The 22,004-nt window shown below is 41.3% G+C and carries 23 protein-coding genes; 14 read left to right on the top strand and 9 right to left on the bottom strand.

Going from position 1 to position 22,004, the window contains the following annotated elements; translation table 11 throughout:
* Nucleotides 1-40 precede the first annotated feature (40 nt).
* Nucleotides 41-292, bottom strand: a complete 252-nt coding sequence (locus R0K30_RS03105) for a hypothetical protein (RefSeq protein WP_099728729.1) — start codon at nucleotides 290-292, stop codon at nucleotides 41-43.
* Nucleotides 293-384: 92 nt separating this feature from the next.
* Nucleotides 385-1,083, bottom strand: a complete 699-nt coding sequence (locus R0K30_RS03110; RefSeq protein ID WP_410609063.1) for a class I SAM-dependent methyltransferase — start codon at nucleotides 1,081-1,083, stop codon at nucleotides 385-387.
* A 151-nt stretch (nucleotides 1,084-1,234) separates the two neighbouring features.
* Here R0K30_RS03110 and R0K30_RS03115 point away from each other — a divergent pair, with 151 nt between their 5' ends.
* On the top strand, nucleotides 1,235-2,620 hold the full coding sequence (locus R0K30_RS03115; RefSeq protein WP_099728733.1) for a S41 family peptidase: 1,386 nt from the start codon (nucleotides 1,235-1,237) through the stop codon (nucleotides 2,618-2,620).
* 244 nt (nucleotides 2,621-2,864) lie between these two features.
* On the opposite strand, the gene R0K30_RS03120 is transcribed toward R0K30_RS03115, so the two are convergent.
* The 3 genes from R0K30_RS03120 to R0K30_RS03130 all read right to left on the bottom strand — a co-directional run bounded on the left by R0K30_RS03120 (nucleotide 2,865) and on the right by R0K30_RS03130 (nucleotide 5,407).
* Entirely contained in the window at nucleotides 2,865-4,358 is a 1,494-nt protein-coding gene (locus R0K30_RS03120) for a sodium:solute symporter family protein (protein ID WP_230030291.1), read from the bottom strand.
* The gene (locus R0K30_RS03125; RefSeq protein WP_099727906.1) at nucleotides 4,358-4,561 is read right to left on the bottom strand and encodes a DUF3311 domain-containing protein; all 204 of its coding nucleotides are present in this window, start codon (nucleotides 4,559-4,561) and stop codon (nucleotides 4,358-4,360) included. The genes R0K30_RS03120 and R0K30_RS03125 overlap by 1 nt, the downstream gene beginning before the upstream one ends.
* A gap of 228 nt (nucleotides 4,562-4,789) precedes the next feature.
* Nucleotides 4,790-5,407, bottom strand: coding sequence for a nitroreductase family protein (locus R0K30_RS03130; protein WP_099727905.1), 618 nt, complete (start codon nucleotides 5,405-5,407; stop codon nucleotides 4,790-4,792).
* Between the two features lie 139 nt (nucleotides 5,408-5,546).
* On the opposite strand from R0K30_RS03130, the gene R0K30_RS03135 reads away from it, so the two are divergent.
* Together R0K30_RS03135 and R0K30_RS03140 are read left to right on the top strand one after the other, a co-directional pair.
* Nucleotides 5,547-5,879, top strand: coding sequence for a winged helix-turn-helix transcriptional regulator (locus tag R0K30_RS03135; RefSeq protein ID WP_099727904.1), 333 nt, complete (start codon nucleotides 5,547-5,549; stop codon nucleotides 5,877-5,879).
* A 75-nt stretch (nucleotides 5,880-5,954) separates the two neighbouring features.
* On the top strand, nucleotides 5,955-6,176 hold the full coding sequence (locus R0K30_RS03140; RefSeq protein WP_060697072.1) for a hypothetical protein: 222 nt from the start codon (nucleotides 5,955-5,957) through the stop codon (nucleotides 6,174-6,176).
* Between the two features lie 40 nt (nucleotides 6,177-6,216).
* Here R0K30_RS03140 and R0K30_RS03145 read toward each other — a convergent pair whose 3' ends face one another.
* Nucleotides 6,217-6,690 carry an Hsp20/alpha crystallin family protein gene (locus R0K30_RS03145; RefSeq protein ID WP_099727903.1) on the bottom strand — a complete coding sequence of 158 codons (474 nt, stop codon included), beginning with the start codon at nucleotides 6,688-6,690 and terminating at the stop codon, nucleotides 6,217-6,219.
* A gap of 95 nt (nucleotides 6,691-6,785) precedes the next feature.
* Here R0K30_RS03145 and rarD point away from each other — a divergent pair, with 95 nt between their 5' ends.
* From rarD to bshB2, 4 genes are all read left to right on the top strand, one after another.
* A complete protein-coding gene (gene rarD, locus R0K30_RS03150; RefSeq protein WP_410609168.1) occupies nucleotides 6,786-7,691 on the top strand; it encodes an EamA family transporter RarD in 906 nt (301 codons plus the stop codon).
* A 78-nt stretch (nucleotides 7,692-7,769) separates the two neighbouring features.
* The gene (locus tag R0K30_RS03155; RefSeq protein WP_410609068.1) at nucleotides 7,770-8,051 is read left to right on the top strand and encodes a hypothetical protein; all 282 of its coding nucleotides are present in this window, start codon (nucleotides 7,770-7,772) and stop codon (nucleotides 8,049-8,051) included.
* On the top strand, nucleotides 8,048-8,398 hold the full coding sequence (locus R0K30_RS03160; protein ID WP_008346474.1) for a YojF family protein: 351 nt from the start codon (nucleotides 8,048-8,050) through the stop codon (nucleotides 8,396-8,398). Before R0K30_RS03155 ends, R0K30_RS03160 begins: the two co-directional genes overlap by 4 nt.
* 18 nt (nucleotides 8,399-8,416) lie before the next feature.
* Nucleotides 8,417-9,082 carry a bacillithiol biosynthesis deacetylase BshB2 gene (gene bshB2 / locus R0K30_RS03165; RefSeq protein WP_230030287.1) on the top strand — a complete coding sequence of 222 codons (666 nt, stop codon included), beginning with the start codon at nucleotides 8,417-8,419 and terminating at the stop codon, nucleotides 9,080-9,082.
* Between the two features lie 45 nt (nucleotides 9,083-9,127).
* Here the strand turns inward: bshB2 and R0K30_RS03170 are convergent, their stop codons facing one another.
* Together R0K30_RS03170 and R0K30_RS03175 are read right to left on the bottom strand one after the other, a co-directional pair.
* On the bottom strand, nucleotides 9,128-10,495 hold the full coding sequence (locus R0K30_RS03170; RefSeq protein ID WP_410609071.1) for an MATE family efflux transporter: 1,368 nt from the start codon (nucleotides 10,493-10,495) through the stop codon (nucleotides 9,128-9,130).
* 59 nt (nucleotides 10,496-10,554) lie between these two features.
* The gene (locus R0K30_RS03175) at nucleotides 10,555-10,680 is read right to left on the bottom strand and encodes a hypothetical protein (protein ID WP_003215647.1); all 126 of its coding nucleotides are present in this window, start codon (nucleotides 10,678-10,680) and stop codon (nucleotides 10,555-10,557) included.
* A gap of 82 nt (nucleotides 10,681-10,762) precedes the next feature.
* On the opposite strand from R0K30_RS03175, the gene cdaS reads away from it, so the two are divergent.
* The 7 genes from cdaS to odhB all read left to right on the top strand — a co-directional run bounded on the left by cdaS (nucleotide 10,763) and on the right by odhB (nucleotide 20,966).
* Entirely contained in the window at nucleotides 10,763-11,389 is a 627-nt protein-coding gene (cdaS, locus tag R0K30_RS03180) for a sporulation-specific diadenylate cyclase CdaS (RefSeq protein WP_410609074.1), read from the top strand.
* A gap of 404 nt (nucleotides 11,390-11,793) precedes the next feature.
* Nucleotides 11,794-13,080, top strand: coding sequence for a C40 family peptidase (locus R0K30_RS03185; RefSeq protein ID WP_230030285.1), 1,287 nt, complete (start codon nucleotides 11,794-11,796; stop codon nucleotides 13,078-13,080).
* Between the two features lie 81 nt (nucleotides 13,081-13,161).
* Nucleotides 13,162-13,740, top strand: coding sequence for a superoxide dismutase family protein (locus tag R0K30_RS03190; RefSeq protein WP_099727898.1), 579 nt, complete (start codon nucleotides 13,162-13,164; stop codon nucleotides 13,738-13,740).
* A gap of 89 nt (nucleotides 13,741-13,829) precedes the next feature.
* A complete protein-coding gene (locus tag R0K30_RS03195; protein ID WP_099727897.1) occupies nucleotides 13,830-14,708 on the top strand; it encodes an ATP-binding protein in 879 nt (292 codons plus the stop codon).
* Nucleotides 14,709-14,719: 11 nt separating this feature from the next.
* Nucleotides 14,720-16,636 (top strand): vWA domain-containing protein, encoded by a 1,917-nt coding sequence (locus tag R0K30_RS03200; RefSeq protein ID WP_410609077.1) that lies wholly within the window; start codon nucleotides 14,720-14,722, stop codon nucleotides 16,634-16,636.
* A 224-nt stretch (nucleotides 16,637-16,860) separates the two neighbouring features.
* Nucleotides 16,861-19,695: a 2-oxoglutarate dehydrogenase E1 component gene (sucA, locus tag R0K30_RS03205; RefSeq protein WP_410609080.1), complete on the top strand. Its 2,835-nt coding sequence runs from the start codon at nucleotides 16,861-16,863 to the stop codon at nucleotides 19,693-19,695.
* 14 nt (nucleotides 19,696-19,709) lie between these two features.
* A complete protein-coding gene (gene odhB / locus R0K30_RS03210) occupies nucleotides 19,710-20,966 on the top strand; it encodes a 2-oxoglutarate dehydrogenase complex dihydrolipoyllysine-residue succinyltransferase (protein ID WP_256498696.1) in 1,257 nt (418 codons plus the stop codon).
* A gap of 34 nt (nucleotides 20,967-21,000) precedes the next feature.
* Here odhB and R0K30_RS03215 read toward each other — a convergent pair whose 3' ends face one another.
* Nucleotides 21,001-21,951, bottom strand: coding sequence for a bile acid:sodium symporter family protein (locus R0K30_RS03215; RefSeq protein WP_256498695.1), 951 nt, complete (start codon nucleotides 21,949-21,951; stop codon nucleotides 21,001-21,003).
* Nucleotides 21,952-22,004: the final 53 nt, after the last annotated feature.

Consider the following 22,004-nt stretch of genomic DNA (forward strand, 5'->3'; position numbering starts at 1 on the left):
GGCCTCCCAGCTGTTTGGGGGGCCTTCTTTTATTCTCCTTTTAAAAAAAGAACAATCCTGCTAGTGCGAAGCCGGTAATGAATCCGAGACCAATGCCATAAGCTGCACCCCAGCCATAATATCCTCCGTAATAACCAAAGCCAAAGCCTTGGCGAGACCCACCGACTGGACGAATATAAACTTTGCGGTTTGTCACCCGCTCAATACGTCCAACATGCACTCTGCCATTACGATCGGTAATTCTAGCGACTTTCCCCATATGCTGCTGACAAAGCTTGTAGTAGCGCTCCATGTTTTTCCTCCTTATGACAAACTCTTTTCACTCTTATCCTATGCGAGAGACCTCATAGAGTTTGGACAAAACATATAGGAGTTTTGCTCATTTTATACTGTACATTCAAATAGAATGTGACTCAGATGTTCCCGGTGCGCTTGAATGAGGTCATAGTGTGTTTGCAGTGTATCGTAAAGAGAAGGCGGTATTTGTTCAGATAAATCCATTTCTGTAGGCTCCTCCTGCACCATGTGTTCATCGAATGAGAGAATCCGAATATCACGGAAGCCTGCCGCTATTAGCTGCTCTTTCCATTCTTCAAGCGAAAAGAGGGAGTGGAAGCCATAAAAATCTCGAACAACTGCCAGCTCTTCCGGTTTCAAAGGTGCTTTTAACATAGCTTCATTTGCGATCAATTGACTTCCAGGGGAAAGCACCCGTTTAATCTCAGCAAGCGCCGCAGGTAATTCGGTGAAACTTAAAACAGATTCACTGATCAGTAGAGAGAAAGCTGTATCTGGAAATGGAAGCTGTTCAATGGATGCTTGCAAGGCACGGATCGGCAGTTCCTCTCGCTCGAATCGAAGGTTGGCCTTTTCAATCATCAAAGGGTGCGTATCAATCGCCTCCACCTGATAACCTAAATTTCCTAAATACGCAGCCGTTTGTCCCGTACCGCATCCGGTATCCAGTATACGCGCATCCGGCGTCAGTTTTATATGCTCAATCATCGATTTCGTTAACTCAATTCCACCAGGATGGGCACCCGATACGCCAAAATAGGCAAGCATTTCTACATAATCACTCATGAAATCCCTTCTTTCCTTATCATATTCCTCTCTAAAGATTATGCAATGCAGAGTCAAGTGGCTTATCTTTTCAAATAGAAGTTTTATCCTTTGGTTGACGGATGGAGAATCGTCCTTGATAATAATGAAAGGAGATAAAGGTGGTGTTTTTTTGAAAAAACAATTCAAGTTCGTGATAGCCATTCTGGTGACAGCTGCACTTTCCTCAGCGATTACATTTGTGATCACAAAACAAGGTGCTGTCAGTGTCTCAGGAGATGAGAAGTTTAGTAAACTCATGGCTGCTTATACGAAAGTAAAAGATGAGTATTACGAAAAAACGGATGATCAAAAACTAGTAGATGGTGCGATTCAAGGAATGATTGCATCACTTGATGATCCATACTCTACATATATGGATCAGGAGGAAGCCGAAGGATTTAACAATACCATTTCTTCCTCATTTGAAGGAATCGGTGCACAAGTAGAAGAAAAGGATGGACAAATTTTAATTGTCGCGCCGATTAAAGGCTCTCCTGCTGAAAAAGCTGGTTTGAAACCTCATGATCGTATTTTAAAGGTGAATGGAAAAAGTACAAAAGGAATGTCGGTAAACAAAGCAGTCTCTCTCATCAGAGGCAAAAAAGGAACGGATGTCAAGCTGCATCTCAATCGGCAAGGTGTTGGCAATGTAGATGTGAACATCACAAGAGACACCATTCCACTTGAAACGGTTTATGCAAAATTAACAAAAGATAAAATAGGAGAAATCCAAATTACGTCCTTTGCTGAAACAACATCTAAAGAGCTAGATAAAGCGATTGATGACCTCGAGAAAAAAGGGGCAAAAGGATTTGTCATCGACCTGAGAGATAATCCAGGCGGTATTATGACAGAAGCGATTGAAATGAGTAATGACTTTATCGATAAAGGAAAAGTCATTATGCAGGTTGAAGAAAAAGGGAAGAAACAAGTGTACAAGGCTGAAAAAGAACGCAAAGTCCATCAACCGGCAGTTGTCCTTGTAAACGGCGGCTCAGCCAGCGCTGCTGAAATCATGGCGGCTGCTCTGCACCAATCATCAGGCATTCAAATTGTTGGTGAAAAGACGTTCGGTAAAGGAACTGTTCAGAATGCGCAAAGCTATAATGATGGTTCTAGTGTCAAGTTAACCATTGCGAAGTGGCTGACACCGAACGGTTCTTGGATTCACAAAAAAGGAATTGAACCACAGGTGAAAGCATCTTTGCCAAGTTATGCGAAGCTGCCATATTTAAGCCCTAAAAAGACGTATCAGCTCAATGATAATGGTGATGAAGTCAAAGCGGCTCAAAAAATGTTCCAAGCACTTGGCTATAAAGCAAAAGCAAATGGTGAGTATGATCAAGCATTCCAGTCTATCGTGAAAAGCTTCCAAACAGATCATGATCTGAAGGCAGACGGTATTCTCACAGGGGATACAACGACGGTACTCATGACAAACATCCAAGATAAGCTAAAGAAAAATGATACGCAAATGAAAAAAGCACTTGAAGTCTTAAAAAAAGAAATGAAATAAAGAAAAAGCAGTCCTCATCAGGGGACTGCTTTTAGATTGTTGACAAAGGGCTAAAATGATGTTTATTTTAGCCCTTTGTCTTCTTTTCAGCGTGATAGAAAACCTTTGAAGTCTAGGAAGGACGAGCACTGGAGCGGAGCGAATTTGACATTCGTGAGCACCGGAGCGCAGACCTGACAAAGAATGCGAGGGTTTGTCTACACGCTGAAAGCAGTCCTCATTAGGGGACTGTTTTTTCTTATGCTTACGCTTCATTTGCCATCGTTGCTGCTTTTTCGTTGTCCTTTTCAAACAGATCATTTGTAACTGAATTGTATGTGACATTCTTTTGGAAGAATGGATTCAACATCAAGATGACCACAACGTTTGCTAGTAAACCGAGAAAGCCCTCATAAAGGCCGAACGTTACTTGTGTAATATTGGCTGTAAAGGTGACGATAATCCCTACGACCAGCCCTGCAATGGTGGCTTCTCTAGACTGTTTTTTCCAGAACAAGCTGATCGCAATCGCTGGGAAAATTTGAACCATTCCTGAAACACCGATCAGCTGGAGCGTGACGAGTGCAGTTGGGAAGAGCATCCCGAATAAAAGGGCCAGCCCGATGACAATAAACACCATCGAACGTGTAATGATGGTTAATCTTTTCGGTGTCACATTTGGATGGATTAAGTCACGGTATAAATTATTCGCAAATAAATTCGACGCGCCAATGGCCATGATGGAACATGGAATGAGAGAAGCCAGCGCAATCGTTGAATAAGCCAGCCCCTGCATCACGCCACCATATGACGTTTGAATTAAATGAAGAAGAGCAAATCTTGGATTAGTATCTTCTGGTAAGACTAAAAATGCAATAAACCCAAGGAAGATGACCAAAATCAACACAATGTTATAAAGAGGCAAAAATATGCTGTTTTTACGGATGGCATCTGCGCTTTTGGCTGTAAAAACACCAGTTGCCGCGTGTGCCCACATAAAAAGAGCAAGGGCAGAAACGCCTGAAGCAGTAATGAACCACAAAATGCCTTTAGGACCGCCTTCAGGTATCGTCAGAAGCTGTGGTGCTTCCTTGACTAACGTATTCATCATAGGTGTCCATCCGTTAAAATGAATGATTGGCAGAGAAACCACCATAAAGAGCATGATCACCCAAACAAGAATATCCTTAATAATGGCTGTATATGTAGGTCCTTTAATACCGCTGAAAAATGTATAAAGTGCAACTAAAATAAATGAAATAATAACAACTGCATTCACATTAATATAACTAGTTCCAGCGACAGTTAACGTATCTTGAATCCCGCTCAGCTGAAGACAAATATAAGGAATAAGCATAAGTACACCAATAATGGCAATCAAACTAGATAACAGCTTGCTGTCAAACCGCTCACGTGCATAATCAGCAAGGGTTGTAAGCTTGTGATTTTTCGCAACTGTCCAAAGTTTCGGTAAGAAAAAATAAGCAATAAAATAAGCAAGAACCGAATAAGGGATAGCGAAAAAAGCGACACTTCCAGCTGTATAAGCTGTACTTGTGAGCCCTAAAAAGGTATAAGCTGTATATAAGTCTGCGCCAACGAGGAACCAGACGAGTAGCCCGCCGAATTTTCTCCCGCCGACAGACCATTCTTCTACCGACTGTCTTGACGATTTGTCACGACCAGCGGCAAATCCGATGACCACGACGATGAAAATAATACTTGCAGTAATCAATAAAGCTGTTAAATTTCCTTGCATTAGTCAGTTCCTCCATTTGAATGTTGCATCCGGTAAATGATAAATGTACAAACTGGTGTGAGAACAATCCATAGTAAGAGCCAGAAGTGGAAAAAGGGCAGCCCAATCACAAATGGATGAATACGATTCACAAAGGGAAGCAGTGCGAGCTGTCCGATGAAAGGAATCGATATAAGTAGTGCCAGCATCAATTTTTTATTCATGTTTTCCTCCTGAATATTTTGTAATTTCATAATAATAGCAGTTGTCAGATTAGATCACAAGACCATTTTCAGAAAAAACAATCATTTTTGAGAATGCCATACTAATATAACGCTTTCATTCGCAAAAAGACAGAAGAGTGAAGAGTGGGATTTGAAAAAAAGTATGGAGGAATAATATTTAAAACAAATAAAAAAGCCCCAGCATGAAAGCTGAGGCTCTGCCATTTTTTATAGGAAATCAGATACTTCTTCGATGTCAAAACGATTGCTTTTATGAGCTTCTTTTGCTGCTTTACCAACTGAGATCAGCATGACTGGTTCGTAGCGGCCGCTCACATTGAATTCTTTGATGTACGCTTCTTTACTAAAACCACCCATTGCGCATGTATCATATCCCATTGCTTTAGCAGCAATCATTAATTGCATAGCAGCTAATGATGCATTTGAATACGCTGCTTCACGTGCATACTGCTCACTTTGGTAAGCGCCATTAATTTGAGTCATGAGTGTTTCTTTAATATCTTCTGTAATGAAGCCTTGTTCTGCTAGCTCACTGTAGATTTTTTCGCCATTTTTATTGGCTTCAAGGTCACCTAACACTGCAATAACAGCTGATGCTTGTGAGACTTGCTTTTGGTTGTAAGCGATTGGAAGTAACTTTGCTTTTGATTCAGCACTATGGAATACAGTGAAATGCCAATGCTGAAGGTTCCACGCAGATGGTGCTTTTGTTGTAACATTAAGAAGTTCTGTTAGCTCTTCTTTTGTCATTTCATGAGTTGTATCATACTCTTTTACTGAAGCTCTTTCTTTTAAAATTTCAATCGTTTTTTGATCGCTCGCCATATGGATATTTCCTCCCGTTTTTGCAAATAGTATGGTACAATAAATAAAAAAGTGAGAAACTTACTTATTGTAACTAAAGATATTTTAAATTGTATACCGTTAGTTTGTCAAACAATCAGGAAAAGAAAGGCTGAAATATATGGAATTCCAATTATGTCCACACATTCAGCAAGCTTTTTTACTTCTTGGCAAAAGGTGGAATGGTCTCATTATTCATGTATTGCTTGATGGTCCAAAGCGGTTTAAAGACCTGACGGACATTATTCCATCCATCAGTCAAAAAATGCTCGCAGAACGCTTAAAAGAGCTTGAGCAAGAAGGAATTATAGAGCGAATTGTACTGCCTGAAACGCCTGTCAAAGTCATCTATTGTCTAACCGAAAAGGGGAATGCATTAAACGGTGTGTTTGGAGAAGTATCGCGCTGGGCAGGGGAATATGCTGGATCTCATGAAAAAAAGGAGCAAGCCTAGTTTCAGGTTTGCCCAAACGTTTTGTCTCCTGGTGAATATGCTGATGTTAGGCACATGACAAAGGAGGAGAAATGCATGTACCCTCATACTCCGTATTTTCGAGGCGGCGCCCCTGGCATTCCGCCATATGAATCCAGAGTCCCTTTGTTTTTTGGTTTTGGCGCTCCTTTAGTCGGCGGACTGCTTGGCGGATTTCTAGGAAGTGCGATTTTTAATTATCCTCGTCCATATTACCCGCCACCACCACCACCGCCTGCTCCACCACCTTATGGCGGCGGATATCCACCATATTATTAAGAAAAAAGAGTAAGCCTGCTTCCATATCAAAGCAGGCTTTTTATAATGGAATATCAATTTCAGAGATCCCCGGATCATCATGCTTTAAGAACATAATTTCCAAAATACCCTCTTGATACGAAGCCTTCGTTCCTTTTCTTTTCACGGCAGCAGGCAGGACGATCTTCTTTTGTTCATTCTCTTCAGGAAAATGATCAATAAACAGCAGATTGGCTGTATGTTTGATTTTCACTTTTTCTGTGTTCGGACGAGCAAGCTCTATTTTGACAAACACGTGATCAGTTGTTTCAAACACTTCAACATTCGGCTCTTTCTCTTTTTTGACGTCTGGCTCTCTTGTTTTTTGATGCTGAGACAGCGGATCCTGAAAGGGGAACTGAGCAGAATAATTGGAGCCGAATACACTTTCCATCACTTGATTGACATATTGCTCAACGTCTTTAGGATCTGAATTTTTTAAGGCTTCTTTTGAAAATTGCTTTTGAAAAGGGAATAATCGGTTCCAGTCAAACATGCAAATCATCCTTTCTAAATGCCCTGAATTAGTATATGCCCATTCACCTGAGTGCGTGCTATAATATACGATAGGTTTAGAAAGGAATGGTTAGATTGAACGAACAGCATCAATCAAAAGGTGTCCTGTATACTGCAGCATCTTTTACATTATGGGGGCTATTCCCATTATATTGGAAACTGATGGAGCATATTTCGTCAGGCGAAATTTTAGCTCACAGAATCGTATGGTCATTTGTTTTTATGTGTGGTATTCTCCTTTATTTAAAGCAAGTCCGCCCAGCAATACAGACTGTGAAGGGGCTGATGATGGATGGAAAAGCACTTTTCTCATTACTTTTATCTGCTATTTTAATTTCGGTCAACTGGTATGTGTACATTTGGGCAGTCAACCATCATCTCATGCTAGAAGCAAGTTTAGGATACTATATTAATCCGCTAGTATCCGTTTTATTAGGCATCCTTTTCTTGAAAGAACGACTGAATAAAATGCAAACGATCGCGATTCTCATTGCCGCCGCTGGTGTGATCATTTCAACGGTTCAGTACGGTTCATTTCCTGTCGTTGCTTTCTTATTAGCCTTTAGCTTTGGTTTCTATGGACTGATTAAAAAAAGGATGAGCTTTACGAGCGCTATTGGGTTAACGATTGAAACGCTGCTTCTCGCACCGGCTGCACTTGTTTATTTATTATTCTACTTAAAAGAACCTGTGGTGACCATGAATCCAAACAGTTTCGGATCGCTGGGCCTCTTATTTTTTGCAGGGGTTTTTACGGCTGTGCCGCTACTTTTATTTTCTGAAGGCGCAAAAAGGCTTCCTCTGTATCAAGTCGGCATTTTGCAATACATTGCACCGACGATTACGCTGTTTTTAGGGCTATTTGTGTATCACGAACACTTATCTGCAGCAAAAATCTTGACGTTTTTCTGTATTTGGGTGGCCATTTTACTGTTTACCACCTCACAATTACGCATGAAAAAAACAGCGAATTCTCATTAAAGAGAACAAGCAGTTTGCTTTTTTTTAAAGGCAGATCATGTCATAATAAGTTGTTACCAAAACTGTAGAGGTGATCACATGTCATCAGCCAATGAGCTTACAGCCGCTTATCGATCTTTATGGAAAAATCGTCAGCTTGATGTCGATAATATGTCTTCTTTACACGAGGCCATACGTGATGATTTACTGGATGCTCGCACCCATCCGCGGGCGAGAAAATCGTTACATCAAAAGTATGTGCTCGCTGTGGAGAGAATATTAGAAAGTGAGCTTGAGCATGATCATCAATTGCAGCTGATCAGCTTACATACGAAAAAGCTGCGAGAATTAATTCAAAATGAAGGAAGGAACCACTCATGAAACCAATTCAAACGGAAGATGTCACTGCACATCTTGAATCGTTTTTAAATCGTCCAGTCTTCGTTCATCTTGAAACGACAACTGGTTCTTATTCAGCTCATGTAAATGAACAAAATATGACGGTCGTGGCGTATATCCGCAATGCGAAAGTTGTCTATTCACAGGCGAAAATAAAAGGACAAGGTCCGTACCGTGTTGGAATGAAAACAGAAGATGGCTGGATTTACGCAGAAGGCTTGACCGACTATGTGTTTGATGAACAAGGCCGCCTGCTATTAGCAGGGCACTTGCCAGACGGGAAACTAGCGATCTCATTACAAATTAGTGAAACACCATTTCAGGTGTAGGAGAAAGGGTGACGAGTGATGAACGAACATGTATTAGTGATGCTGCCTCACCCCGATGATGAATCCTATGGGGTCGCAGGTCTCATCGCACAAAGCAGAAAACGCGGAATTCCAGTCACGTATGCATGCGGGACACTTGGGGAAATGGGCAGAATTATGGGCAGCCCACCATATGCCAACCGTGAGACACTTCCTGAATTACGAAAACAGGAATTAATCAATGCATGCAAAGAAATGGATGTCACGGATTTACGTATGCTTGGACTACGTGATAAGACGCTCGAATTTGAAGATGATGAGTATTTGGCGGATGTGATGGAAAACATCATCGATGAAGTCAAACCAACACTTATTGTCACGTTTTACCCAGGACACGGTGTACACCCTGATCATGATGCGACAGGGGAAGCCGTCATCCGTGCTCTTTACCGTAAGAAAAAAGAAGACCGTCCTGTCACATACTGCATGGCCATTACGAGAAATAGAGAAGAAGTGCTAGGAAATGCAGATATTGTGATCAATATTACAGATGTAGCAGATATCAAATTAAATGCACTGAGAGCGCACAGAACACAAACAGAAGGCATACTGAGAGAAATTGAGCAGAAACTGAAAAACAAAGAACCAGTCGTCCAAAAATGGTTGGATGAAGAAATTTTCTGGACGTATCAATGGAATGACTAATGAAAAAGGCAGCTGACAAGGATCAGCTGCTTTTTTGTGTCGTATTTAATGATTGGGTGCATGTTTAAGTTGAATCAGTCGTTTTTCAATCAACCTGAGACGGATAAAGAGGACGATTGCACCAGCGGCAAGCCCTGCAATGAGACCGATCCAATAGCCGAACGCCCCAAATGAGGTATATGTGCCAATCAGGTAGCCGGCAGGAAGACCGATGACCCAGTAAGAGAAAAAAGCTGCAATGAGTGTATAGTTCACATCTTTATAGCCGCGAAGAGACCCTTGAATCGGTGCAGCGATCGCATCTGACAGCTGGAAAAAGATGGCGTAAATCAAAAAGTGCTGTGTCAGCTGTAAAACAGCCGAGTCAGTTGTATATAAACCTGCGATCTCTGGTCTAAATAACAAAATGAGTGCTGCCGTACATAATGAGAATAAAACAGCAGTTCCAATTCCAATATAGCTGTAGATTTGTGCGTCTTTATACCGCATGGCACCGGCTTCAAAGCCAACGACGATCGTTAAAGCCATTGAGATACTAAGCGGTAAAATGTATAAGATAGAAGCAAAGTTCATTGCTGCTTGGTGACTGGCGATCGTCACGGTATCAAAGTGACCCATTAAAAGCGTGACAGCTGCGAAAATGCTCGTTTCAAAAAAGATCGCAAACCCAATAGGGATACCGATTTTCAGTATTTGCCCCATACGGGAGATGTTGAACCGAGGCAGTTTTTGAAACAAACGAAATGAGGCAAATGGTTCTGCCTTGATGACAATACAAATGCTCATGATGAAAATGGCCCAATACGTCATCGCAGATGCAAGGCCAGCCCCTGCACCGCCTAGCTTTGGCAAGCCAAAATTCCCAAATATCAATAAATAATTTAAAACAAAGTTAATAGGAAGTGCTGTTAACGTAACAAACATCGTCACACGTGTTTTCCCTAATGCATCAATAAATGACCTCAGCACTGAATAACCAAACAGCGGGATGATCCCAAAAGCAAGAAAGCTGAGAAAATGCCGGGCAATATCCTCAACGGATGGGTCAAGACCAAGTCCTCCTAATATGAAAGGGACGCTAATCGTTCCAATGACGATCACAACGACACTTAAAAGAAAGGATAAATAGATGGCCTGAAAGACAGCCCGAGGAACGTCTTGTTTTTGGTCTGCACCCATCAGCTGGGCCACAATCGGAGTAACGGCCATTAATATACCGGCAAGCCCTGTATAAACAGGTGTCCAAATGCTGGAACCGATCGCGACACCCGCAAGGTCTTCTGCGCTCACCTTTCCAGACATCACCGTGTCTAAAAACGTAATAAGCGAAAGACCCGCTTGTGTGATTAAAATCGGGATCAAAATGGTTAGAAATTGTGTCAACTTTGTTCGAATGCTATTCGTTTCTCTCATCATCAGTTCCTCTCTGAACAGAAATAACGAGAGGAATTATATCATGCTATGTAAAAAAATCAATTCTCCGTCGGATTATTTTTCTTTGATGGCTTCGTTTTTTTAAACATTTGGGCATAAATAAAAGAAAGACTGACAACACCTAAAATGCTGCAAGCATATTGAATGACTTTCTGAATGGTCATATTGAGTTCACCTCCATACAAATAGAATGTGCACAATTTGTTATTTTATGACACAAACCAAAGAAGGAGGGAAATGGTCAAGATGTTAAATCGCACAAACGAAGAAGCGATGTTTAAATTAGAAATGAAATCACATTTGATGCAAATCATGATGGATGCAAGGAAAATCGCCGATTCACTTGATGAGACGGAACAATGTCTTCTTTGTGACCTCGAATCATTGCATGATCAGTTTAATGAAATGCATGCAGAGGCTTCCTCGTTTTATTTACAATCATATATGGAGGAATTCACGCCTGGATTTGCTCAATTTTCGTTAGTGATTGAGCATTTATCTAAACAAAAGCACGGAGCGCTTATTGTGATTCAAAGGAGGGATGAAGTCGAGGATTTTATCCAAAGAGGCACAAACCTCCATGCGAAAATTAGTGCATCATTAATAGAAAGCATTTTCTATCCGGGAAATCCACTTCATGATGGTGCTCTTTTAGTGAAAGAAAATACACTCGTTTCCGCTGCAAATGTGCTGCCGCTCACCTCAAAAAAAGTCAGTCCTTCTCTTGGCACAAGACACAGGGCGGCCATCGGTCTTTCTGGGATGACCGACGCACTGGTTCTCGTTGTATCAGAAGAAACGGGAAAGATGTCGTTTGCTAAAGAAGGAGTGCTTTATCCGCTCACCGTGAAAGATCCGGAAATAAGAAAATAAAAACGAATCGCTGCATTCTTCATTGGGAAGGATGCTTTTTTCATTTGAGGAGAAAAAACAGCCAATTAAGTAAAAAGTCATTTGATACAGAAAAATTTGTCATGTAGAATAGAACTATGAAACTAGCAAAGTGCTTGTTTTGACATATTTCTAAACGTCAACTTAAAAATTCCTTAAAAAATGTTTATAAATACAGCAAACAGCCGATAGAAACGATATGGCGTTGTTTTAGCATTTTGAGTTTGCTGCTCTAACCTATTTGTTATTGCCCAACGTCTTCATGTCGAGTAATATAATAGAAATAAAGATAAAATAGTGCAAGAGAAGCAGAACCGTTAAATGCGAAACTCAAAACTAGTACATAAGTTTTGTTGAACGAAATCATGAAAGGCGGAGATTCATCTATGAAGAAAAAAGTAGTAACCGGCCTCACAGTTTCAGCGATCGCAGGCTCAGCTGTTATTGCTGCACCGGCAGAAGCACAGACGATCAAGGTGAAAAGCGGTGACTCACTTTGGAAGATTGCCGAACAGTACAATACAAGTATTTCGGAGCTTCAATCTCTTAATCAATTAAAAACGACGATGATTTTTGCAGGACAAAGCTTAAAGATTCCTGGCGCAAAAAGTAAAAAAACCAGCTCATCAACTGGCTCAAAAGCGACGAAATCAGGTGCTTCAACGACATCTAGCTATACTGTAAAGCTTGGAGATTCACTATGGCTGATTGCGAAAAATCATAAAATGTCAGTCGCAAGCTTGAAAAGCCTAAACAGCTTAAACAGTGACCTGATTCGACCAGGTCAAAAGCTGAAAGTCTCTGGGAGCACGAAGACGAGCGGCAGTCAGTCATCAAATTCAAACTCAAGCAATAAGACGACGAACTCAAATAGTTCATCATCATCTAGTACATACAAGGTCAAATTAGGCGATTCCCTTTGGAAAATTGCGAATTCGTTAAATATGGCGATTGGTGAAATCAAAACATTAAACGGATTAAAATCTGATATGATTTATCCGAATCAAGTATTGAAAGTAAAAGGGACGGCTGCATCAAAACCAAGTCAGCCGAAAGCCCCTGCTAAACCTAGCAACCCGTCTTCAAGCGGGAAAACAACATCTTATACCGTAAAATCAGGTGATTCATTATGGAAAATTGCGAATCAGTTTAAGGTGCAGGTTCAATCCATTCGCACGGCAAACAGCCTGAAAAGTGATGTGCTTAGAATTGGACAAGTGTTAAAAATTAATGGTACGGCTTCCGGCTCTAATGGTTCTACGTCTAACGGTTCAACAACTCCGGTCAACAATAACAAAACCGATGTTCCAATGAATGCAAAAATCACGACGATGATCCAAGAAGGTAAAAAGCTGACAGGAATTCCTTACAGATGGGGCGGTAATACACCAGCTGGGTTTGATTGCAGCGGCTTTGTTTACTATCTCATTAACAAGGTTTCATCTGTATCTAGATTAAGCACAGCGGGCTACTGGAATATGATGACGCCTGTCAGTACACCGCAAGTTGGAGATTTTGTTTATTTTACAACATACAAAGCAGGTCCTTCTCACATGGGACTATACCTGGGTGGAGGAGATTTCCTTCATGCAAGTGACAGCGGAGTAGGTATTTCGAACTTAAGTAACTCATATTGGAAAAAAGCCTATTTAGGTGCAAAACGTTTCTTCTAAAAAAGCCGGTTTTCGGCTTTTTTTGTTTGCCCTCTCATGAGATTGTCCATACTGATAACAAAAGGAAAAGGGGGCAGTCATATGAAAAAGTCAGTGTGGACGATCATGATGTGTTTGGTCTTTCTCGTATCAGCATGTCATGCACCGCCGAAAAAAGAAATGGCAGAAGAAAGTCATGAAGTTGCAGCACCTAAACAAGCGCCGGTGACCACTTCATTGATCAATGAAAGTGGGCAGAAAATAGGAAGCATCGAAGTGAGAGAATCTTCAGCAAATGGTCTGGATCTACACGTAAAAGCAAAAGGGTTACCGCCAGGTCCTCATGGCTTCCATATTCACGAGACAGGTGTATGTGAAGCGCCAGATTTTGAAACGGCAGGTCCTCATTTTAATCCAACGCATAGGGAGCATGGCTTTGACAACCCAAAGGGGCATCATGCTGGAGATATGCCTAATTTAGAGGTAGGAGCAGATGGCCAAATTGATGTCGTCGTCAATGTACCAGATGTGACGTTAAAGGGAGGTCCGAATCAATTAATCGGTCAAAATGGGCGAAGCTTTATCATTCATGCAGAAGCAGATGATTATTTAAGCAACCCTTCTGGAAACTCTGGAAAGCGAATTGCTTGCGGAGCGATCACAAAAGAAATGGTAAAATAACAGAAGACGAACCTTTATGTATTGAGTGCATAAAGGTTTTTTTAGTATACTTGGTGAGGAAAATGATCGAAGAGAGGAATTAATCATATATGTTCAACCAACAATCACTCCCAGAAGAAATTCAAGCAATGATCGAAGCAAAAGCAAAAGTGCTAGAAGAAGAATTCCGTCCGCTCATTGGAACAGGCGGCTATGAATCACAGGATACTTCTATCATTCAAGATGCCATGATTGCACTAGCACTAGGAAAAAACGTTCTATTAAAAGGGCCAACTGGCTCAGGTAAAACAAAACTAGCAGAAACTTTATCCGCTTTCTTTCAGCAGCCGATGCACAGTGTGAACTGCTCGGTTGATCTAGATGCAGAAAGCTTAATTGGCTATAAAACCATCCACAATGATGGTCAGATCGCTTCTATTGAATTCATTGAAGGACCCGTTACAAAAGCAATGAAAAAAGGCCACCTTTTATATATTGATGAAATCAACATGGCGAAACCGGAAACCCTGCCTATTTTAAACGGTGTACTCGACTACCGAAAAATGATGACAAACCCATTTACAGGTGAGGTTGTCAGAGCAGAAGAGGGCTTTGGCGTGATTGCGGCAATCAACGAAGGGTATGTTGGCACAGTGCCTCTAAATGAAGCCCTGAAAAACCGTTTTGTTGTCATTGATGTTCCTTACATCGGCGGCGGCATCCTGAAAGATGTCCTTCAATCTCAATCTGTTTTAAAGGATGAGCGGTTAATCGACCAATTCGTACAGCTCTCATCAGACTTGATTACACAAGCACACAATGGACAGGTCAGTGAAGAAGCAGCATCCATTCGCGCCCTCTTAGATACATGTGATCTTGCGCAATATATCCCGCCGCTTCGTGCCATTGAACGAGGGATTGTTGAAAAGCTAGAAGATGACCGGGAAAAAGCAGCGGTAAGAAATATCGCCCAAACATTATTCGAGTGAGGTTCTGACTTTTGAAATTCATCAAATTTAATGACAGCAGAATCGATTCATTTCTATTTATGGAATTAACAGATTTAGCCAAAACGTTAGCGAAAAGTGATGATGTCGAGCTTGAATACGGTGTGCAGTCCTACTATGAACCTTTTGAAAAGAAAATTTTCATCAGCCATTTTTGGGATGATCGTAACCAAGAAGACATGACAGCAGGGCTAAAAAGTGATGTTTTCCTGCGTGCAGTAGGGACAGTCTATAGTGATCTCACTGTATTTGAGGACATGATCCGCTACGCCCACACATTATCCATTCCTAATGTATGTAAACAATTGTTTATGCTGTTTGAAGATATCCGGATTGAAGAGCAAATTAAACGCGACCGCCCAGGAACAAAAAAGGTGTTTAAACGGAGAAGAGAGCTTTACAGGCGTCACTTTAAGACGCAATTAACGATTAACCAAGAACGAACCATTTTAACGGATGCACTCTTTTGTGCAATGTATGTAAAGCTGACAGCTGATTCACCGCTGGAAGAGATTCCGCCCCTTCACGAGCAGATTCATCCAATGATTCCGTTTATTGAGTCAAGTCTTGAACGTGTATATGAAGCAGGTTCAACATCTGACATCGCAACCATTGTAAAAGAATTGACAGAAGGCTTTGATGAGCTTCTTGAAAAAGATATGCTGAATACGTACTTTTTCTTTCCAGAATTGGACTATGAAAAAGCGGCAAAAGAACCGCTGTTCCATGACTTAAAAAGAAAACCTAAATTAAGTGAGGACATCAAAGTCGACCGGGAAAAAGAGGGGGATGAAGACATCCACCAAGAATATATGGAAGTATGGCATAGGGAAACTGAAGCGCCATCAAAAAGCTTCCTTCAATTTGATTTAGAACACGGCGGGAAAAGTGATCTCGGCAAGGATGCAGCAAGAGAAGGTGACGATGGAGACCAGGCGCTTGGAACTGTTCAAGGCTCTGCAAAACAAACACATCGAAAAGATTATTCAAAGCTCGAAGCATTAGAAGAGGCTGAAGGCGAAGAAAGCGGAGCAGGTGCTCATGAGAATGGAAAAGAGAACAAATATGCGTTTCCAATTATGATATCGCCTGAGCCGCCTGAGCCAGAGCAAATAGATGTGTACAAGCAGCATGCAAAGGCGATTGAGCCTTACCAGAAACGCTTAAAGCAGATGATTCAAAAAACACTTGAACATAAAAAATCATGGCCGAAAACGGATCTTCATGCAGGCCGTCTGAGTAAAAAGCTCATTCGCTATTTTACAGAGTCTAACCCGCGTCTTTTCTATAAAAAGCAGGCACCGTCTTCTCAAATTGATGCTGTTTTCACCTTATTAGTTGACTGTTCTGCAAGCATGTTTGACAAGATGGATGAGACGAAAAAGGGAATTGTTCTATTTCATGAAGCCTTAAAATCCGTTCAAGTACCACATCAAATTGTTGGGTTTTGGGAAGATACAAACGATGCAACAGAAACAAGCCAGCCGAACTATTTCAACACAGTCGTGTCGTTCAAAGATTCTTTATTTGATGCAGGACCTTCCATTATGTCACTTGAGCCAGAAGAGGATAACCGGGACGGCTATGCGATTCGTCAAATGACGAAAATGATTTTAAAACGAAGAGAAGAGCAAAAGTTTCTCATTGTATTCTCAGACGGAGAGCCAGCTGCGTTCAGCTACGAACAAAATGGGATCGTGGATACACATGAAGCAGTTCTTGAAGCGAGGAAAAAGGGAATTGAAGTGATCAACGTGTTTTTATCCAATTCGCCGATTGAAGAAGCACAGATGAAAACCATCCAAGATATGTATGGCAAGTTCAGCATTTTTGTACCAGATGTCGATACATTGCCAGATGTCTTATATCCATTATTGAAGAAACTGCTGCATAAAAGCATTGGGGCATAAGGTTTTGCCCCTTTCTTCAAAATATTTTTCGGAATGATTTAAATTTTTTGTTTTTCTGTGAATTTTTTATCTTTAATTGAACAAAGAATGTAGAAAGTAATCCGAAACAGTGGTAGAATATTATTGGAAGCGTTTTATTACATAAATTTGGTCATTGTGTTCTGGAAGTTATATCGAGATAGTGTTCAATCACTTGATGATCAAAGTTGGGGGTAGTGTTCAAAATGTTTCAAAATGATGTGAAACAACCGTTGAGTTGGGAAGAATTTCATGGTCCGAACCTCGGCTATGTGCTCGAGCTCTACGATCAGTATGTCCAAGATCCTAATAGTGTTGACGAAGATCTAAGAGGCATATTTGATGAACTTGGTGCACCACCGAGTGAAATGAAGGAGGAAATTGGGAAAAAAGAAAATAATGTAGTTACTTCTGAACAAATCCAAAAGATAGCATCAGTCGTTAAACTGGCAGAAGACATCAGAACGTATGGCCATTTAAATGCTTCCGTCAATCCTCTTCGCAAAGAAAAGGAATTACAAGAGCTGTTCCCTTTAAAGGAGTACGGTTTAACAGAAGAAGATGTCAAGAATATTCCGATATCGATTATTAGTGCAGACGCACCAAAACACATTTCAAACGGCATAGAAGCCATTAACCATTTGAGAAATACGTATAAGCGCACCATTTCATTTGAGTTTGATCACGTGCATGACTTCGAAGAACGAAACTGGCTCTCAAGCTCTATCGAGTCTGGTGAACTATTTAAGAAAAAACCAGCAGATAAACTAGTTTCTGTATTCAAAAGATTAACAGAAGTCGAGTACTTTGAGCAGTTCCTGCATAAAACATTTGTTGGGCAAAAGCGCTTTTCTATCGAAGGATTAGATGCACTTGTCCCAGTACTTGATGAAATTATATCAGAGTCTGTTACACAAGGGACTTCAAATATTAACATTGGAATGGCACACAGAGGCCGTTTAAATGTATTAGCACATGTTTTAGGAAAACCATATGAGATCATTTTCTCAGAATTCCAGCATGCGCCAAATAAAGAGCTTGTTCCATCAGAAGGCTCTATTGGCATTAGCTACGGATGGACAGGGGATGTCAAGTACCATCTTGGAGCTGATCGTCAAATTAAAGACGAAGATACAAAGAGTGCGAGAGTCACGCTTGCTAATAACCCAAGTCACTTGGAGTTTATTGACCCAATTATTGAAGGAAGCACACGTGCCGCTCAGGAATTACGTACTCAAAAAGGCTATCCAGTACAAGACGTTGAAAAAGCGTTAGCCATCTTAATTCATGGTGATGCGGCATTTCCTGGAGAAGGAATTGTGGCAGAAACATTAAATTTAAGTCAACTTGTAGGCTATCAAGTTGGTGGAACCATCCATATCATTGCAAACAACATGATCGGGTTCACAACGGAAAGCAATGAATCTCGTTCGACGAAATATGCAAGTGACCTTGCAAAAGGTTTTGAGATTCCAATTGTGCACGTCAATGCAGATGATCCGGAAGCATGTTTAGCGGCTGTTCAGCTAGCTGTAGAATACCGCAAACGCTTCAAGAAGGATTTCTTAATTGACTTGATCGGTTACCGCAGATATGGTCATAACGAAATGGATGAGCCTTCTACAACTCAGCCAATGCTATATGATGCAGTCAGAAAGCATAAAACGGTCAAGAATATCTTTGCAGATAAACTTGTCACAGAAGGTCTTCTGACAAAAGAACAACGAGAAGAAATCGAGCAGGCTGTGACGACGAAGATAGAAGAAGCCTATAAAAAAGTGCCTTCAAAGAAAGAACATACGATTCAAGAAATCGAACTGCCAGAGCCTGTATCTAATGGCTTCCCAGCAGTGGATACATCAGTAGAATTTGATGTATTAAGAAAGCTGAACGAAGAATTAATTAGCTGGCCGAAAGATTTCCAAGTATTCGGTAAGCTAAAGCGGATCCTTGAAAAACGTGCAAAGGTGTTTACAGATGACCGTAAAGTGGAATGGTCACTTGGTGAAGCACTCGCATTTGCATCTATATTAAAAGACGGTACGCCAATTCGAATGACCGGACAGGATTCAGAGCGAGGCACATTTGCTCAAAGAAACCTTGTTCTTCACGACAGTCAAACGGGAAATGAATTTATTGCTCTTCATGAACTGAGTGATGTGAATGCATCATTTACAGTCCATAACAGTCCCCTGTCGGAAGGCTCTGTCATCGGATTTGAATATGGTTATAATGTCTATTCTCCTGAAACATTAGTGATTTGGGAAGCTCAATTTGGAGACTTCGCAAATGCGGCTCAAGTGTATTTCGATCAATTTATTTCAGCAGGCCGCGCAAAATGGGGACAAAAATCAGGTCTAGTCATGCTCTTGCCGCACGGATATGAAGGACAAGGTCCTGAACATTCAAGTGGAAGAACAGAGCGCTTCCTGCAATCAGCTGCTGAGAATAACTGGACAGTTGCGAACCTGACAAGTGCAGCGCAATACTTCTACATTCTTAGAAGACAGGCAAAAATGCTGCTTCGTGAAGAGATTCGTCCGCTTGTCATCATGACACCGAAGAGTCTGCTTCGTAATCCGAACACATTGTCTGAAGTCCAAGAATTAACGGATGGACAGTTCCGTCCAGTTCTTGAACAGCCAGGTATTGTGCATGATCATGAAAAAGTTTCACGACTCGTTCTATCTAGCGGGAAGGTATCGATCGATATTAGTGATCGTTTTACTCAAATGGAAGAGCCAAAAGATTGGCTTCATATTGCAAGAGTGGAACAACTATATCCATTCCCGGCCAAAGATATTAAAGCAATTTTAACGAAACTGACAAACTTAGAAGAAATCGTATGGGTGCAAGAAGAACCACAAAATATGGGGGCTTGGGGATACATTGAGCCATATTTACGTGAAATAGCGCCTGAAAAAGTAAAAGTACGTTACATCGGCCGAAGAAGACGTTCAAGTACGGCTGAGGGTGATCCAACTGTGCATAAAAAAGAACAAGAACGAATTGTATCTGATAGCTTGACTCGCAAAAACTAAGGGGGAAATGAAAAATGGCGGAAATTAAAGTACCTGAATTAGCGGAATCGATCTCGGAAGGAACGATTGCTCAATGGCTAAAGCAGCCGGGCGATTATGTTGAGCAGGGAGAATACCTGTTAGAACTTGAAACAGATAAAGTCAATGTCGAACTGACAGCCGAAGAATCTGGCGTACTCAAAGAAGTACTGAAAGATTCTGGTGACACTGTACAAGTTGGAGAAGTCATCGGAACCATTGCAGCAGGTGAAGCTGGCGGAAGCGAGTCCGCAGCTCCAGCACCTGAGCAAGATTCTGCACCAGCTTCGAAAGAAGAACCGGCAGCTGAACAAAAAGAAGCAGCAGCAAAAGAAGAGCCGAAATCTGGTAATGGCAGAACCATCGCTTCTCCTGCAGCTAGAAAATTAGCAAGAGAGAAGGGGCTAGACTTATCTGAGATTCCAACCGTAGATCCGCTGGGCAGGGTACGAAAGCAGGATGTAGCTTCTTATCAAAAGAATGAAGCACCTGCAAGAGCACCAAAAGCCGCGCCACAAGCAAATGCTGCGGTGCAGAATGATCAAGCAGGAAAACCAGTTGAGCGTGAAAGAATGTCACGCCGCAGACAAACGATTGCAAAACGCTTAGTTGAAGTTCAACAAACGGCTGCAATGCTGACAACATTTAATGAAGTTGATATGACAGCTGTGATGGATTTAAGAAAGCGTCGTAAAGATGCCTTCCTTGAACAAAATGATGTGAAACTTGGCTTCATGTCCTTCTTCACAAAAGCAGTTGTAGCAGCACTGAAGAAATATCCGCTTCTTAATGCAGAAATTCAAGGTGATGAACTTGTCTTGAAGAAATTCTACGACATCGGCATCGCTGTCGCTGCAAATGAAGGACTTGTCGTACCGGTTGTCCGTGATGCAGACAGATTGTCATTTGCCGGGATTGAAAAAGAAATTGGTCATCTTGCGAAAAAAGCAAGAGACAACAAATTGTCTCTTAGTGAGTTACAAGGTGGATCATTCACGATCACAAACGGCGGAACATTTGGTTCTCTGCTTTCGACACCAATTTTAAACAGCCCTCAAGTTGGGATTTTAGGAATGCACAAAATTCAGCTTCGTCCTGTTGCGATTGATGAAGAACGTTTTGAAAACCGTCCAATGATGTATTTGGCTCTTTCTTACGATCACCGTATTGTCGATGGAAAAGAAGCAGTTGGATTCCTCGTCACGATTAAAAACTTGCTTGAAGATCCTGAGCAGCTATTGCTTGAAGGATAATGATCGACATGAAAAGCTGGCACCCGTTAAGGTGCTAGCTTTTTTTCTTTTCGATTTCCTGATTTCCTCGTTTTGACCAATATGTCGCAAGCCAGGATCCAGCTAAATTATGCCACACACTAAAAATCGCACTTGGTACGGCTGCGAGGGGCGAGAAATGTGCTGTTGCAAGAGCTGCGCCCAGGCCAGAGTTTTGCATGCCTACTTCTATCGAGATGGCTCTTCGAGAAGGAATATCCATTTTGCACCATCTTGCAATGAGGTAACCAAATAAAAGACCGAGACCATTATGTAAAACGACAACTGCAAAAATAAGCAAGCCAGATTGAAGAATCTGCTCTTTATTTGCACTGACAACTGCTGCAATGATCACCACAATTCCGGCAACAGATACAAGCGGGAGTGCTTGAACCGCATATGTCACTTGTTTTTTAAAAAACAACTGAACGATGACGCCCAAAATAATTGGAATCAGCACAACTTGTACAATCGACAAAAATAGAGCACCCGGCGATACTGGTAACCAAGATCTTGCAAAGATTAAAATAAAGACAGGGGTCAAAAAGGGAGCAAGGAGCGTCGATATGGTGGTGACGGCTACAGATAATGCCGTATTTCCTTTCGCCAAAAAGGTCATGACATTGGATGCTGTACCACCTGGACAGCAGCCTACGAGAATAACGCCTACAGCGATTTCAGAAGGCAGCCGTAATCCATAAGCTAACAAAAAGGCAATAAGCGGCATAAGTGTGTACTGCGTCAGAACCCCGATCAACACATAGAGAGGTTTTCGAAACAGCTCTTTAAAATCTTCAGCAGACAGGGTAAGCCCCATCCCAAACATAATGATACCGAGTAAAAAAGGAATATAAGGTCCAATCTTAGAAAATTCGGAAGGAAAGGCAAACCCAAGACACGCAAATACAATGACCCAAATCGCAAAGGTTCTTCCTGCAAAGTGACTAATAGTTAATAAAATCTTCATTCATTGCTTCAGCTCTCTTTCCTCACATATCTTTCTTATTTTAAATGAATTTT

This window comes from Bacillus sp. SIMBA_154 (genome assembly GCF_046536015.1).
Lineage (GTDB): Bacteria > Bacillota > Bacilli > Bacillales > Bacillaceae > Bacillus > Bacillus pumilus_P.

Bases quoted from the DNA above. Each gene is read 5' to 3' on its own strand.
- R0K30_RS03110 (WP_410609063.1), bottom strand. From the start codon at position 1,083: ATGAGTGATTATGTAGAAATGCTTGCCTATTTTGGCGTATCGGGTGCC.
- R0K30_RS03125 (WP_099727906.1), bottom strand. From the start codon at position 4,561: ATGAATAAAAAATTGATGCTGGCACTACTTATATCGATTCCTTTCATC.
- R0K30_RS03170 (WP_410609071.1), bottom strand. From the start codon at position 10,495: ATGAGAGAAACGAATAGCATTCGAACAAAGTTGACACAATTTCTAACC.
- R0K30_RS03215 (WP_256498695.1), bottom strand. From the start codon at position 21,951: ATGAAGATTTTATTAACTATTAGTCACTTTGCAGGAAGAACCTTTGCG.
- R0K30_RS03145 (WP_099727903.1), bottom strand. From the start codon at position 6,690: ATGTTTGACTGGAACCGATTATTCCCTTTTCAAAAGCAATTTTCAAAA.
- R0K30_RS03195 (WP_099727897.1), top strand. From the start codon at position 13,830: ATGTTCAACCAACAATCACTCCCAGAAGAAATTCAAGCAATGATCGAA.
- R0K30_RS03105 (WP_099728729.1), bottom strand. From the start codon at position 292: ATGGAGCGCTACTACAAGCTTTGTCAGCAGCATATGGGGAAAGTCGCT.
- R0K30_RS03155 (WP_410609068.1), top strand. From the start codon at position 7,770: ATGTCATCAGCCAATGAGCTTACAGCCGCTTATCGATCTTTATGGAAA.
- bshB2 (WP_230030287.1), top strand. From the start codon at position 8,417: ATGAACGAACATGTATTAGTGATGCTGCCTCACCCCGATGATGAATCC.
- odhB (WP_256498696.1), top strand. From the start codon at position 19,710: ATGGCGGAAATTAAAGTACCTGAATTAGCGGAATCGATCTCGGAAGGA.
- R0K30_RS03135 (WP_099727904.1), top strand. From the start codon at position 5,547: ATGGAATTCCAATTATGTCCACACATTCAGCAAGCTTTTTTACTTCTT.
- R0K30_RS03130 (WP_099727905.1), bottom strand. From the start codon at position 5,407: ATGGCGAGCGATCAAAAAACGATTGAAATTTTAAAAGAAAGAGCTTCA.
- R0K30_RS03185 (WP_230030285.1), top strand. From the start codon at position 11,794: ATGAAGAAAAAAGTAGTAACCGGCCTCACAGTTTCAGCGATCGCAGGC.
- sucA (WP_410609080.1), top strand. From the start codon at position 16,861: ATGTTTCAAAATGATGTGAAACAACCGTTGAGTTGGGAAGAATTTCAT.
- cdaS (WP_410609074.1), top strand. From the start codon at position 10,763: ATGTTAAATCGCACAAACGAAGAAGCGATGTTTAAATTAGAAATGAAA.
- R0K30_RS03160 (WP_008346474.1), top strand. From the start codon at position 8,048: ATGAAACCAATTCAAACGGAAGATGTCACTGCACATCTTGAATCGTTT.
- R0K30_RS03120 (WP_230030291.1), bottom strand. From the start codon at position 4,358: ATGCAAGGAAATTTAACAGCTTTATTGATTACTGCAAGTATTATTTTC.
- R0K30_RS03190 (WP_099727898.1), top strand. From the start codon at position 13,162: ATGAAAAAGTCAGTGTGGACGATCATGATGTGTTTGGTCTTTCTCGTA.
- R0K30_RS03175 (WP_003215647.1), bottom strand. From the start codon at position 10,680: ATGACCATTCAGAAAGTCATTCAATATGCTTGCAGCATTTTAGGTGTT.
- R0K30_RS03140 (WP_060697072.1), top strand. From the start codon at position 5,955: ATGTACCCTCATACTCCGTATTTTCGAGGCGGCGCCCCTGGCATTCCG.